General features: G+C 39.0%; 12 protein-coding genes and 1 pseudogene. 8 read left to right on the top strand and 5 right to left on the bottom strand.

Annotated elements, in window-relative coordinates; genetic code table 11:
* Nucleotides 1–137 precede the first annotated feature (137 nt).
* A complete protein-coding gene (locus tag CEF16_RS18395; RefSeq protein ID WP_091584564.1) occupies nucleotides 138–926 on the bottom strand; it encodes an ABC transporter permease in 789 nt (262 codons plus the stop codon).
* A complete protein-coding gene (locus tag CEF16_RS18400; RefSeq protein ID WP_091584566.1) occupies nucleotides 916–1,560 on the bottom strand; it encodes an ABC transporter ATP-binding protein in 645 nt (214 codons plus the stop codon). Before CEF16_RS18400 ends, CEF16_RS18395 begins: the two co-directional genes overlap by 11 nt.
* 121 nt (nucleotides 1,561–1,681) lie before the next feature.
* On the opposite strand from CEF16_RS18400, the pseudogene CEF16_RS18405 reads away from it, so the two are divergent.
* From CEF16_RS18405 to CEF16_RS18415, 3 genes and pseudogenes are all read left to right on the top strand, one after another.
* Nucleotides 1,682–2,088: pseudogene (locus CEF16_RS18405) on the top strand (PaaI family thioesterase).
* A 67-nt stretch (nucleotides 2,089–2,155) separates the two neighbouring features.
* Nucleotides 2,156–2,593 carry a cupin domain-containing protein gene (locus tag CEF16_RS18410; protein ID WP_091584827.1) on the top strand — a complete coding sequence of 146 codons (438 nt, stop codon included), beginning with the start codon at nucleotides 2,156–2,158 and terminating at the stop codon, nucleotides 2,591–2,593.
* Between the two features lie 68 nt (nucleotides 2,594–2,661).
* Complete coding sequence (locus tag CEF16_RS18415) at nucleotides 2,662–2,940, top strand: GNAT family N-acetyltransferase (protein WP_245917921.1); 279 nt, start codon at nucleotides 2,662–2,664, stop codon at nucleotides 2,938–2,940.
* Between the two features lie 204 nt (nucleotides 2,941–3,144).
* Here the strand turns inward: CEF16_RS18415 and CEF16_RS18420 are convergent, their stop codons facing one another.
* The 3 genes from CEF16_RS18420 to CEF16_RS18430 form a co-directional block, all read right to left on the bottom strand.
* Nucleotides 3,145–3,753 carry an alpha/beta hydrolase gene (locus CEF16_RS18420; protein WP_091584568.1) on the bottom strand — a complete coding sequence of 203 codons (609 nt, stop codon included), beginning with the start codon at nucleotides 3,751–3,753 and terminating at the stop codon, nucleotides 3,145–3,147.
* Between the two features lie 168 nt (nucleotides 3,754–3,921).
* Nucleotides 3,922–4,896, bottom strand: a complete 975-nt coding sequence (locus tag CEF16_RS18425) for a ring-cleaving dioxygenase (RefSeq protein WP_091584570.1) — start codon at nucleotides 4,894–4,896, stop codon at nucleotides 3,922–3,924.
* Nucleotides 4,896–5,363, bottom strand: coding sequence for a MarR family winged helix-turn-helix transcriptional regulator (locus CEF16_RS18430; RefSeq protein WP_091584572.1), 468 nt, complete (start codon nucleotides 5,361–5,363; stop codon nucleotides 4,896–4,898). Before CEF16_RS18430 ends, CEF16_RS18425 begins: the two co-directional genes overlap by 1 nt.
* Nucleotides 5,364–5,752: 389 nt before the next feature.
* Between CEF16_RS18430 and CEF16_RS18435 the strand changes: the two genes are divergently transcribed.
* The 5 genes from CEF16_RS18435 to CEF16_RS18455 are packed head-to-tail and all read left to right on the top strand — an operon-like array spanning nucleotide 5,753 to nucleotide 12,703.
* Nucleotides 5,753–7,291, top strand: a complete 1,539-nt coding sequence (locus CEF16_RS18435) for a pyridoxal phosphate-dependent decarboxylase family protein (RefSeq protein WP_170032099.1) — start codon at nucleotides 5,753–5,755, stop codon at nucleotides 7,289–7,291.
* Nucleotides 7,284–9,041 (top strand): IucA/IucC family protein, encoded by a 1,758-nt coding sequence (locus CEF16_RS18440; RefSeq protein ID WP_091584576.1) that lies wholly within the window; start codon nucleotides 7,284–7,286, stop codon nucleotides 9,039–9,041. The genes CEF16_RS18435 and CEF16_RS18440 overlap by 8 nt, the downstream gene beginning before the upstream one ends.
* Nucleotides 9,010–9,585, top strand: coding sequence for a GNAT family N-acetyltransferase (locus CEF16_RS18445; protein WP_245917922.1), 576 nt, complete (start codon nucleotides 9,010–9,012; stop codon nucleotides 9,583–9,585). Before CEF16_RS18440 ends, CEF16_RS18445 begins: the two co-directional genes overlap by 32 nt.
* Nucleotides 9,575–10,873, top strand: a complete 1,299-nt coding sequence (locus CEF16_RS18450) for a lysine N(6)-hydroxylase/L-ornithine N(5)-oxygenase family protein (protein ID WP_281259188.1) — start codon at nucleotides 9,575–9,577, stop codon at nucleotides 10,871–10,873. The genes CEF16_RS18445 and CEF16_RS18450 overlap by 11 nt, the downstream gene beginning before the upstream one ends.
* 24 nt (nucleotides 10,874–10,897) lie before the next feature.
* Nucleotides 10,898–12,703 carry an IucA/IucC family protein gene (locus tag CEF16_RS18455; protein ID WP_091584578.1) on the top strand — a complete coding sequence of 602 codons (1,806 nt, stop codon included), beginning with the start codon at nucleotides 10,898–10,900 and terminating at the stop codon, nucleotides 12,701–12,703.
* The last annotated feature ends 232 nt before the right edge of the window (nucleotides 12,704–12,935 follow it).

The raw sequence follows: 12,935 nt of genomic DNA on the forward strand, positions 1-12,935 counted from the left end.
TTTCCTCCTTTCTTACATATCTTAATGATTTATAGAAAATCGTAATCAATACGATTAATGATAGGTGAAATATCATAACATAATATTACTTAATAGTAAACAATTGAAAGAGATGCTGTAGTAGAAAAAAGGAGAGGTTATTCCCCTCCCTCTAACTGTTTTCGTTCATTGAAAAATACTTTATAACCATTCTGAACAAACAAAATAACCGTGAGAGCAACGGCCCCAGCTACACCGAGAAGAATAGCTATTTGATATTCTATGGCAGTAATTGGGTTTACTCCGGCTAGTATTTGTCCTGTCATCATCCCCGGTAAAAAGACGATCCCTGTTCCGACCATCGAATTAATGGTGGGAAGTATAGCTGAATCAAATGCTTGGTTTACCATTTTTCGAGTTGCTTCCTTAGGAGTAGCTCCTAGCATTAAGGCTGCTTCTACACGAGAGCGCTGGTCTTTCATATTTTCCATTAGTGTTTGTACACCTAAAGTAATACCTGTCATTGAATTTCCTATAATCATCCCCGCTATCGGGATGAAATATCGCGGTTCATACCAGGGGGAGAATTGGATAACAACGAAATTAAAGTAAATTAAACTTGAAAGTGTGCCTGCAGCCATAGAAACAGCAATAATTTTTTTCATTTTTTTGTTTAAGTCAATACGGATGCGCTTATATATGTTCCAAATCGCAAAGGTAACCATAATTAATACGACCGTAATCGTCAGAAGCGGGTGAGGGTTGTCGAATAAATACATCAATATGTATCCTACAATCAGCAACTGAAAAGTCATCCGCAGTGTAGATATTAATATTTCTTTATTTCTTGGAATTTTTCTTAGTTTTACAATGATTAGTAAAAGGATAATAAAGACATATGCAGAAAGGAGCTGCCATAGAGTTAGGTCGATAATGTTATCGTTCACGTTTAACACTTCCTTTTATGGAAAACGGGGTAATGTCCACTATATTGTCGGCAAATGCCTTTGCTATCGCTTTTGAATGAGTTACAAAAACAACGGTTTTTTCATGCTTTCTAGCATGTTCAATAAACCGTTCCATCACCTCATGTTCTAAATTTTCATCGAGTGCTGAAGTAGGTTCGTCTAATAAAAAAACAGAGGAATCTAAAAGTATCATTCGAGAAAGAGCGAGTCGCTGCTGTTCCCCTCCTGAAAGAGTTTCTGCTTTATCTTCTAAGTTTTTGTTTAAATAAAAATAATTCATCGCCTCTATTAATTTTTCCTCATTTACTAAAGTTTTATCGGCAAATATAAGTCCAGCTTCCAAATTATCTTGTACTGTTTCGCCAAAAAGTACAGGTGATTGCGACAGCATAGATATATCTCGTCTTAATTCAACAGGATCTAACTCCTCCACGGGTGTTTCGTTATAAAAAATGGTCCCGCTTGTAGAGGAAATCATATTGTTCATTAATTTTAACAAGGTCGACTTTCCCGTGCCGCTTTCGCCAACAAGACAGGTAATTTGTTTCTTATTGATAGTGAGTTTGTTCAATTTTAAAATATCTTTATAGACCACATCCTGAAAAGTAAACAACGTTGTATCCTCCTCTCTTAATATATTTTCTCTTTATATAGTATCGCCATAAATGCTTTTATACAAAAGAGACGTCCCGTTACTATCGATATGATAAATAATGGAAGGGAGAGATGACTGTATGAGTATACTGCAAGATAAGTTTGTGAAAAACACGATTATTGATGCAATAGGTATTGAATTTGTGGAGATCAATGAGAATAATGTGGTTGCAACCATGCCGGTTCATGATGCATCTCGTCAGCCTATGGGAATGCTTCATGGAGGTGCTTCGGTTGTGCTTGCAGAAAGTGTAGCAAGTATAGGGGCATGGAATCTTGTTGACCAAGAGACTGAGTATGTAGTAGGCCTTGAAATTAATGCAAATCACATTCGAGGGAAAAAAGCGGGGAAGTGACAGCTGTTGGAAAGCCGGTACATAAAGGCAGAACGACAATGGTGTGGGAGGTAAAAATAACAGATGAAAGGGACAAGCTGATTTGTATCTCACGCTGCACGATTGCTGTTCGTAAACAGGCCGATATGTAAGTCGTTTCCCTTTTATTTTCAAAATAATCAGACATATAATATAAGAAACCGTCCTAGGAGGTATAAAATATATGCCAGAAAAAAACAAGGAACAAATTATACAGCTGCTCACTTTGGTAAATGGGAAGATTTAAAAGACTATAAGATAGAAGAACCAGTGAAAGCGAGAGGAAAAGCTTTTTTGAATGACATTTTAGGTCTGAACGGGATGGAAGTTTCTATGAATTCATTTCCTCTGCAGACCTTTATGCCTTTTCACCATAAACTTGGTGAAAATGAAGAACTTTATATTTTTGTCAAAGGTCAAGGGCAGTACCAGGTAGATGAAGAGATTTTTGATGTAGAAGAAGGGACGGTTGTGAGAGTAGCTCCAGCCGGAGTAAGAATTTTTAGAAACAATTCTGATGAAAATTTATATTTTATTTATGTACAGGCAAAAGAAAATTCCTTGCAGCATAATAATATTTCGGATGGAATTGTTGTCGAAAAACCAGTGGAATGGTAGGAGTGGTTTAATAGAGTAGTCCTGCTGGGAATATAAAAAAAGACAACTCTGTAAGGAGAGTGTGACTCATGATTGAAATTGCAAGAGGAGAAGGAGAATTTTATATTTTGAAAAATGGTGAGAAAAAAGCGGAAATCACTTTTTCTCATGACAACAATAGCAATATTGTCATTGAACATACGTATGTTGCCGAAGAATTAGGAGGCCAGGGCATAGGAAAGCAGCTGGTAGCAAAAGTGGTGGAAAAAGCAAGAGCGGAAAATAAAAAAATTATCCCTCAATGTGACTATGCAGAAAAACAATTAAAGAAAAACGAAGAATACCGTGATGTTCTCGTTTCAACCTAAACAAATGATTAGGCAAAAGAATTACCTGTTTCTTCAGTTCTGCATATTTTCTGATTTATATTAAGAATATAGAAGAGCGCGGCTTTATAGGCCGCGCATGTTTATTTAATACTTTAAGAGTGTTTAAATTTTTTAAAGGAACAAAGTATAAGTAAAACGACGACTTCCGCCATATGGACTTGGCGGTAAGCCAAGTTTTTCTAACTACTTGATATTATTGTTATACCACTCTGCTGCACCTTGTACTTCCTCTAAAGTGAGCTGGTGACCACTTTGTTCCCATTGAACGTTTACTTCAGCGCCAGCGCCTTTTAACAGTCTGCTAAGTTCCTCTGTTTCTTCTGGCGGGCAGATAGGATCATTTGCTCCAGCTCCTATAAAGATACTTTTACCTTTTAAATCAGGAAGCCCAATCCCTTTACGGGGAACCATAGGATGATGGAGCAATGCTCCTTTTAGAGAATCTTTATAATGAAACAACAAACTGCCGGCAATATTTGCTCCATTAGAATAACCGACAGCAACAACGTTTTGACGGTCAAATTCGTATTTTTCGGCACTATCATTTATAAATTCATAAAGCTCGTTTGTACGGTATATAAGGTCTTCTTCATCGAAAACCCCTTCTGCTAAACGTCGGAAAAAACGCGGCATGCCGTTTTCCGAGACGTTGCCTCTTACACTCAACACACTAGCTTCGTCGTCAATCATACGCCCGACCTCAAGTAAATCTTCTTCTGTTCCGCCGGTGCCGTGCAAAAGTAATAGTACGGAAGCGTGTTTGTTTTTCCCTTCTTTATAAATATGCTTCATCTTAGAGTCCTCCTTTCTTATCGTATAAAGCGAATATAAATATTCCTCACTCACCACCCATTGGAAACAGATGATTCAGCGCTTGAACATTTCAATTGTTCTTTCAAACGATCAAAACTGCAGAAATCAGCACCCTATATTCAGAAATTCAGAATTTCTTCAATAGGTTTATTCAGGCTTATAATCCAGCGGTTTTAATTTTGCTTCAATTTGTTCGCGCTGCGGCTCAAGGTAAGGGGGGAGCGCTAATGATTCTCCTAGGTGATCTAGATCCTCATCTCCATCAAACCCGGGTCCGTCTGTTGCGATTTCGAATAATATTCCGTTTGGCTCCCTGAAATAAAGGGACCGGAAATAATACCGCTCGACAAAACCGGAATTAGGCAGTCCGATATAACTAATATGCTGAATCCACTTTTCTAGTTCGTCTAAGTCCTCTACACGAAAGGCAACATGATGCACACCGCCCCGGCCTTGACGTTCAAATGGAAGATCTGGATGTTCTTCTAAATGGATTTCTGCCCCGCTTCCTCCTTCACCGGTTTCAAACACGATAATGTCTGATTGTCCTTCTTGGTCAGACGAGTACCTATCCTTTTTCCGAAAACCCATCACGTCAGTTAATACTTTAGTAGTAGGCGCAGCATCTCTAACTGTTAACTTTATAGGACCGAGCCCGGTCACACCATGTCTTTGCGGAACAGGAGCTTTTTCCCAAGGGATGCCTCCAGGAACGCCCTCATTGTTTTCGTCTGATACGAGAATTAAGCGCTGGCCTTCAAAATCTTTAAATGCAATTGTATCTCTGCCGCCGCGTTCTGCAACCTCGTCATGCTCTACGCCGTGTTCTTCGAATCTTTTCTTCCAATAAAGCAGGGCCTCATTGTCCTGTACTCTTAAAGAAGTAGCAGAAATACTGCTTGCTCCAGGATGATTTGGAGCGGCCATCGGTATTTCAAAAAAAGTCAGCTCTGTACCAGGATTGCCGCGTTCATCTCCGTAAAATAAGTGATAGACAGAAGTATCGTCTTGATTGACTGTTTTTTTAACGAGCCGAAGCCCCATAATTTTTGTATAAAAATCAAGATTATTTTTTGCATTAGCTGTGATAGCTGATAAATGATGAATGCCTTTTAAATTCATTATAATTCCTCCACTTTTTCATTTTGCTGCTGAAGCTTTTTTAATAAGTTCAACAGTTGTTTTTGTTCTTCTTTTTCAAGCCCTTGAAATTGAGAAGCTTGAAATTGTTCTTGATGCGGAACTACTTCTTCGAATAAAGAATTACCTGCATCTGTTAAGGATATAACCTTCTTTTTCCAAACCTGCTCCCGCTGGACCCAGCCCAGTTCTTCCATGCGCCGTAGGATCTGGGTTATATTCCCTTTTGTAACAAAAAGTTTAGCTGCCAATTCATTTTGGGTTAATGGCTGATAGGTTCCAACTTGGACGAGCACATCAAATTGGGCAGCACTCAGCTCCCATCTTTTTAAATGCTTATTCGACCGGCGTATACTCTGGTTATAAAAACGAGATAAACGAAACCAGAGAAGAAGGGCCAGCCGCTCGTCGTGCTTGGATAAAGACGGGATATTTTTAAATTGTGACATCATTTATCCATCCCTTTTCCAATCTATTTCCTTATCAGTTTATCCCTAAACTGATAAAGATGCAAAAGATTTAATTTAAAAAAACAGGGTCATAAGACTTATAAATGCAAATCAACAGCTGAAAATATTTTTATTTTTAATAAAAAAGAAACAAGTAAAAAGCTTGTTATAAAAGGAATTTCATCACTAATTTAATAAGAGAAGTTATTAATTAATTATGCCTAATTTACAGCATAATTATTGACTTTCACTTTGCTAATGACATACAGTAGTTGATGAAAATGATATTCGTTATCAATTAACGTCAGCCTTTTAGGAGGGCGTTTTTTAAAATCGAATTATTGATAATGATTATCACTATTGAATAAATAATGAAAAGGGGCTGCATAATGGTTTTGTTAAAAACAAAAGAAACAAAAACAGAGGAAAATATAGACTCCTTTTTTATACAAACAGCTGCAAAAACAAATCAACCGTTTCAAGAAATGATGTTCAGCACAATAAGAATGCTTATGGACACGATGGATAAAACAGAAAAGCCTTATTCTGGAAAAACACCTCTACAAATAAAAGAGATGCTTGAGCAGCCTGACCTCTATTCCTATCGTGGAGAAACATGGGAAACAGTACTCGAAGATGTGAGAAGGTATGCAGTCGAACCAGCCATTAAAGTGCAGCACCCTGCGTGTATGGCTCATTTACAGTGCCCGGTTGTGAACCCTTCCATCGCAGCAGAGCTTATTTTAAGTACGTTGAATCAATCTATGGATTCCTGGGATCAGAGTCCTGCCGCCACTTATTTAGAAGATAGACTTGTGAAATGGATGATAGAGCTTGCTGGTCTTCCAGAAACAGGAGACGGTGTGTTCACAAGTGGAGGCACACAGTCGAATTATATGGGGCTGCAGCTGGCGAGAGACACCTGGTGCCAGAGAATACTCGGCCATTCTGTTCAAGCAAATGGAATGCCGCCAGAAGCTGAACGTTTCCGGATACTTTGTTCTGAAGATGCTCATTTTACGGTGAAAAAATCGGCTGTTCAGTTAGGTCTTGGCGAACAAGCAGTCACTACAATAAAAACAAATAATAATAAAGAAATAGACGGTCAAAGCTGCCTGAGCACTGTAAAAGAATTGAAAAAGGAGGGATTGCTTCCAATTGCCATTGTGGCAACAGCAGGTACAACTGATTTTGGAAGTATTGATTCCTTAATGGAGATTGCTGATATAGCTGAAGCAGAGGGCATGTGGTATCACATAGATGCGGCCTATGGAGGCGGGCTTTTATTTAGTGAAAAACATAAAAAACGGTTAGCAGGAATCGAACGAGCAGATTCCGTTACGATAGATTTTCATAAAATGCTTTTTCAGCCAGTCAGCTGCGGTATCTTTCTTGTTAAAGAAGCTGGCAGCTTAACGATAAACAGCCAAAAGGCTGATTATTTAAGTCCAACAGAAGATGAGGAGTGCGGTATGCTGCACCTTGTTGACAAATCTGTTCAAACGTCGAGAAGGTTTGATGCATTAAAACTTTGGATGACCTTGAGGCAAATAGGGATTGGAACTGTAGGGGAGTGGCTCGAAAATATTATAGAGGTGACAAACGAATTACATGCAGAAATGACACGTCATGAAGCTTTTGAAACAGTATTGAAACCATCTATCAGTACTCTTGTTTTTCGTTATATTCCCCAGAATGATATGCCGGAAATCATAGTGGACCAATTAAATCGAAGCATCAAAAATGAGTTGTTTTATGAAGGACAAGCAGTGCTTTCTAAAACAAAATTACAAAGTAAACAGTTCTTAAAAATAACATTATTACATCCTGATACTAATTTTCACAAAGGAAAGCAAGTATTAGAAGCTATTATCCAAAAAGGCAAAACGTTAGAAGAAAAATGGAGAGGAGAAGAGATATATGGATAGTGGAAAGGCAGCAGAGCAAAAATCTATCGAATGCTTTTTAAATTGCTATGTTAGAGAAACTGGCGAAGGAAAAATGGAAGACGGAATATTACATCTGCCGCTTAAGGAACAAGGAGCAGAAATAAAAGCAAAGCTGCATTATACATCTCTAACAGGCCGGCATCTCTACTCTTTCCCATTGTTTTACCGCATGAGAAATCAACCGGACTGGATAGAAGCAGACCTTGTCACACTGGTCAGCTTGTTATCGAAAGAGCTGTCTCTCACATATAAAGGGCAGTCTATTCACATGCAGGAAATGATGAGGAGAGTGCTGTTTAGTACTGAAAATATGACATTGTTTTTGGAAAAAAGACAAGAAGAAAGCAGTCAGCTTTATGATCCTTTCAGAAGCTTTCTTGAATCTGAACAATCATTACTTTACGGGCACTTACTTCATCCAACACCGAAAAGCCGGCAGGGAATGAATGAAAAAGAAACAAATCAATATTCACCGGAAACACAGGGACAATTTCATTTACGTTATTTTTTAATTCATGAATCCATAGCTGAACTAGGAGGAGAAGAGGCAGAACAAGCTGTTTTATCTCTGTTAACAGAAGAAGAAAAGCAAGCAGCTGGCAGAAAATCTGGTTTTCAGCTTTTCCCAGTCCATCCCCTCCAGGCAGAGCAGCTGCTGGAAACCTCTCCCATCCAAGAATTAATGCAAGAGGAGCTGCTTTTTGATCTTGGAATTATGGGCCAAAAGGTTTCAGCGACTTCTTCGATTCGAACGGTCTATAATGAAAACTTGGATTATATGTTTAAGTTTTCTATACCGGTTAAAGTAACAAATTCCTTACGTGTAAATAAGAAAATTGAGTTAGAGAGAGGGCTGACCGTAAATAAAATTCTTGATAGTAAGATAGGCAAGCAGTTAAATGAATTTTTCCCTGGCTTTTTTGTAACGCGTGATCCTGCCTACTTAGCATTAAAAGGGGAAAAAGAGAGTGGGTTAGAGGTTGTTATTCGGGAAAATCCTTTCAAAAAAGAAAAAGCTGCAGAAACCACATTAATAGCAGGACTATGTCAAGACGCTTTACCAGGTGAAAAACCACATATACAAAGAATCATGGAAGAACTCGCAGAACAAGAAAATAGAAATGTGGAAGAAGTCAGCATCGATTGGTTTAAGAAATATTTAAATATATCTCTGCAGCCTTTATTGTGGCTTTACTTAACGCATGGTATTGCATTGGAAGCACATCAGCAAAATTCCGTTTTAAAAATGAACAAAGGCTATCCAGAATCTTTTTATTACAGAGATAACCAGGGTTATTATTTTGCGTCATCCAAACAGGACTATTTGCAGCAGTTTGTACCAAACTTGAAGGAAAAAAGCGACACAGTCTGCGAGGATAGTCTTGTCGATGAGCGGCTGCGTTATTATTTCTTTTTTAACCATATTTTTGGTTTGATTAATGCATTTGGCTGCAGCGGATTAGTACAGGAAGAAAAGCTATTGCAGATGGTCAAAGAAGAATTGAAAAACTTTATTCCAGTCTCATCTCACTCAAAATCAAATATATTAAACACATTACTTGATCAAGAAGCGCTTCCATGCAAAGCGAATTTGCTGACACGCTTCCATGATATGGATGAATTGGTCGGTACATTAGAGACACAATCTGTGTACACTGAAGTGAAAAATCCGCTCGTTCATAAGGAGGTTAGAGCTGTTGATTACTCACATGAAACAAACGTCGTATAAAAATGAGCTGGCGGATGGACAATCTGTTGAGTTTCGGCCGTTTCAGCGAAGAGAAGACGAAGAACGTCTATTTCAATGGATGCATAAAGAGCATGTTATCCCTTATTGGCAGCTGAATCTCACAAGAGAAGCTTTTCGCTCTCACATTGACAAGGCGGTAAGAGATACTCATCAGCAATTGTGGATCGGATTGGTAAACGGCATCCCTATGAGTTATTGGGAGACGTACGACGTAAAAGATGATGTAGTAGGCCGCCATTATAAATATCAGCTTGACGATCAAGGAGTTCATTTATTATTTGGACCAGAGTCATTTTTAGGAAAAGGACTGGCTGCCCCGCTGGTTAAAGAAATGCTTTCACTTATCTATGACCACTCGAAGGCAGTAAAAATTGTAGCAGAGCCTGACATTAGAAACCACAAAATGATTCATGTTTTTCAAAAGTGTGGTTTTCAGCCAGTTAAACCTATAAATCTGCCTGATAAAATCGGCCTTTTGATGGTTCATTACAGAGAAAAAGGAGGGGAAATGCTTGAGCGCTGAGCAACCAGAGTTACTCGATGTAATAGGGGTAGGCATTGGTCCGTTTAATTTAGGGATGGCTGCCCTTTTAGATAAGATGCCGAATACGAAAGCTATGTTTTTTGACCAAAAGCCGGAATTTAATTGGCATCCGGGAATGTTAATGGAAGGCACCACGCTTCAAGTTCCATTTATGGCTGACTTAGTAACGATGGCAGATCCTAAAAGTCCGTACAGCTTTTTAGAGTATTTAAATCAACACAACCGGCTTTATTCCTTTTATTTTTATGAAAGGTTCCATATTCCACGCCGGGAGTATAACCATTATTGCCAATGGGTGGCCAAGCAGCTCCCGTATTGCCAATTTAACAGCAGGGTAGAGCGAATAGAAGGAGAGCCGGGAAGTTGGGCGGTTTATGTGCGTAGTGTCGATAGCGGATCCTTAGAAAAATATAATGCGAAAAATCTCGTTATGGGAGTGGGCACAGTACCTGTTGTTCCAAACATAGAAGGGTTGGAACCTTCTGAAAATATATTTCACACAGCAGAATTTATGAGTAAAAAAGAAGTTTGGAAAAATGCACCTGTTGTCACGGTTATCGGTTCTGGACAAAGCGCAGGCGAAGTATTTTATGAGCTCTTAAGCAGCAAGTCATCCTCTCAGCAAATAAATTGGGTGACGCGTTCACGGGGATTTTTTCCAATGGAATATTCCAAGCTTGGTTTAGAGCACTTCTCCCCTGATTATAGCAATTACTTTCATTCATTGCCGCAGGATAAAAAAGATAATCTGCTTCCTAAACAGGATCTCCTATATAAAGGAATGAGCACCGATACGATTGCTGCTATTTATGATCTTATGTATGAACGATCCATTGGAGGAGAAAAGCTCAACTTACTGTTAAAACCGTTAAGTGAGCTAGAGAGAGGAACAATAAAGGGAGATCGTTATACGCTTACTTTCCGCCAATGGGAGAAGAACAAATCATTTGATCTTGATACCGATGCAGTCATTATGGGAACAGGCTATAAGCCAACTGTTCCGCAATGTTTAGAAGGAGCCGGCCCCTTAATTGAATGGGATGAAAAAGGGAGATTTAAAGTGAAGAAACATTATGAAGTGTCTTTAAAGCCGACAGCTGCTGGCGGTGGACGGCTTTTTGTTCAAAACGGAGAAGTTCATACCCATGGACCTGGTGCTCCAGACCTTGGATTAGGGGCCCATCGTAATGCGGTAATTATTAATGAAATCACAGGTGAAAATATTTATCCCGTACAGGAAACCAATGTATTTCAGCAGTTCGGATAATTACATAAGAAGGGATGAAAAAAAATGAAGTATGCCGAAGAATTATCACAAACATTAACACCTGAAATGTGGGAAAAAGCTAACCGTTTACTTACTGCTAAAATGCTGCAGGAGTTTATGTATGAAGATATGATAGAGCCTGAACCTGCAGCTGTAGAAGGAGATTATACGGTTTACAGCTTAGAGCTCGATGAGGGTATTGTTTACACTTTTCATGCAAAGAAGCGTTTGTTTGACAGTTATTCTGTGAATGCTGAATCAGTAATGAAACAAGAAAACGGCAGACAAGCTCCATTGAATGCCAAAAGCTTTCTTCTCGAACTTCAATCTCTATTAAACATGGAAAGTACCACTGTCGGCCATTTAATAAAAGAATACGAGCAGACCTTATTAGCGGATTGTCATTTAATGAAGAAAGATACAACGGCCGAAGAATTAACTCATCTGGATTATGCTGAACTTGAAGGCGAAATGTCCGGACATCCTTGGATTACTTATAACAAAGGCAGATTAGGGTTTAACTATGAAGATTATCTTCGTTATGCACCAGAGAAGAAGCAAGCAGTTACTCTTTATTGGATCGCTGTCCATGAGGATATAGCAGAAGGTCACCATCTTCAAACTATTGATTTTTCTTTCTTAAAAGAAGAAATGGGCTCTTCGCTGTGGAAGAGAGCAAATGATAAGTTAAAACAGGAAGCTCGGGAAGGGCAGGAACAATTCTATTACCTTCCTGTTCATCCCTGGCAGTGGGAAAATGTTATTATACAGCGGTTTGCTGAAGAATTGGCTCAAAAGAAAATTATTCCGCTAGGGGAAGGAAATGACCAGTATCTGCCGCAGCAGTCCATCCGTACGTTTGTAAATCAAACGCATCGATCCAAATATCATGTGAAGCTGCCAATGAGTATATTAAACACCCTGGTTTACAGGGGACTTCCTGGAGAACGTACAGTAATAGCCCCTCGGGTTACAAGCTTTATTAAAGGTATATGGGAAAACGATGAATATTTAAAAGACACATGTAAGCTGGATTTGCTTGGAGAAGAAGCGAGTGTTCACGTGTATCATCCGGCCTATGACAACGTAGTAGGCGTGCCTTATCAGTATAAAGAAATGCTCGGTGCTATTTGGCGGGAAAGTGTTTACAATGTACTTGAAGTGAATGAAAAGCCTGTGACGCTTGCAGCACTTTTGCATGAAGACTGGAATGGCGACACATTAGTTGAACACTGGATAAAACAATCCGGTCTCACCGCAAATGAATGGATAAAACAGTTAAACGCCGCGATTTTACCGCCGCTGCTTCATTATTTATATCAGTACGGCACTGTGTTTTCCCCACATGGTCAAAATACCATTATTGTACTTGAAAACGGGAAACCAAAACGATTAATCATGAAAGACTTTGTGGATGATGTAAATATTAGTGATCAGCCTCTGCAGGAACTTCAGCAATTAGAACCAGAGTTAAAAGAAGTACTGAGAAGTGAGCCGCCAGAAGGTCTTACTCAATTTATTTTTACTGGCTTATTTATTTGTCATTATCGTTATCTAGCTGATTTATTAGATAGAAAAGGTTTGCTAAATGAGAATGAATTTTGGAAAGCAGTACGACAGCAAATTATTAATTATCAACACCAATTCCCTCATCTTCAAAAACGTTTTGACATCTTTGATCTTTTTAAGCCGAGAATGACAAAGCTGTGCTTAAATCGTAATCGAATGATGGCTGAAGGATACAGCGATAGTGATGACAGGCCGCACGCGTCTGAGTATGGATTAGTCCCTAATGCTTTGGCAGAGAGCCGCTCAGAAAATCCAGTATAAAAATAAAATAGAGCTGCTTATTACTCTGAATAAACATGAAAAATACAGAAAGAAGCTGTTTCAAAAAGGTTTTTTTCAGCTGAAATACACTTCGCTTTCACCCTCAGGGTACAAGTGCGAACATCTACTCAAACTCTCTTTGATTGTTCTCGTAGTGTCTTCTTTGCCGCGGGCAACGCTTCAGCTTCCTCGTGAGCAAAGACCGCTCACTGCGAGATCTTCAGCTGCTGCT

Origin of the sequence: Alteribacillus bidgolensis, assembly GCF_002886255.1 — a bacterium.
GTDB classification, from domain to species: Bacteria; Bacillota; Bacilli; order Bacillales; family Marinococcaceae; genus Alteribacillus; species Alteribacillus bidgolensis.

What these genes read in the sequence shown, in the direction of transcription:
- CEF16_RS18415 (WP_245917921.1), top strand. Translation starts at nt 2,662, where the DNA reads ATGATTGAAATTGCAAGAGGAGAAGGAGAATTTTATATTTTGAAAAAT.
- CEF16_RS18420 (WP_091584568.1), bottom strand. Translation starts at nt 3,753, where the DNA reads ATGAAGCATATTTATAAAGAAGGGAAAAACAAACACGCTTCCGTACTA.
- CEF16_RS18425 (WP_091584570.1), bottom strand. Translation starts at nt 4,896, where the DNA reads ATGAATTTAAAAGGCATTCATCATTTATCAGCTATCACAGCTAATGCA.
- CEF16_RS18430 (WP_091584572.1), bottom strand. Translation starts at nt 5,363, where the DNA reads ATGTCACAATTTAAAAATATCCCGTCTTTATCCAAGCACGACGAGCGG.
- CEF16_RS18435 (WP_170032099.1), top strand. Translation starts at nt 5,753, where the DNA reads ATGGTTTTGTTAAAAACAAAAGAAACAAAAACAGAGGAAAATATAGAC.
- CEF16_RS18440 (WP_091584576.1), top strand. Translation starts at nt 7,284, where the DNA reads ATGGATAGTGGAAAGGCAGCAGAGCAAAAATCTATCGAATGCTTTTTA.
- CEF16_RS18455 (WP_091584578.1), top strand. Translation starts at nt 10,898, where the DNA reads ATGAAGTATGCCGAAGAATTATCACAAACATTAACACCTGAAATGTGG.